Consider the following 227-nt stretch of genomic DNA (forward strand, 5'->3'; position numbering starts at 1 on the left):
AGCATCCTTAACAAGGACATCGCCAGCCTTATTCGTTACTGTAAACGTGTAACCTGGCACAGCCTTAACTGTCGTGTCACCCTCGGCCGTCTCGTTCAACGCATCAGTCTTACCTGTGATTGTTGCCGTGGCTGGCGCCTTCACTTGTGACTTCTGCGTGTCATTCAACTCGGTCGTGTTGTAGTTCACCGTAACCGTTTGATCAACTGGCGTGTAAACAACCGTAA

At 50.2% G+C, this 227-nt stretch carries 1 protein-coding gene; it reads right to left on the reverse strand.

The genetic code is table 11. From position 1 onward, the window contains the following. On the reverse strand, nt 1-227 hold a 227-nt coding region (locus tag WEIDD23_RS13985), incomplete at both ends, for a hypothetical protein (RefSeq protein ID WP_197458924.1).

Origin of the sequence: Weissella sp. DD23, assembly GCF_001579105.1 — a bacterium.
Taxonomy (GTDB): Bacteria; Bacillota; Bacilli; order Lactobacillales; family Lactobacillaceae; genus Weissella; species Weissella cibaria.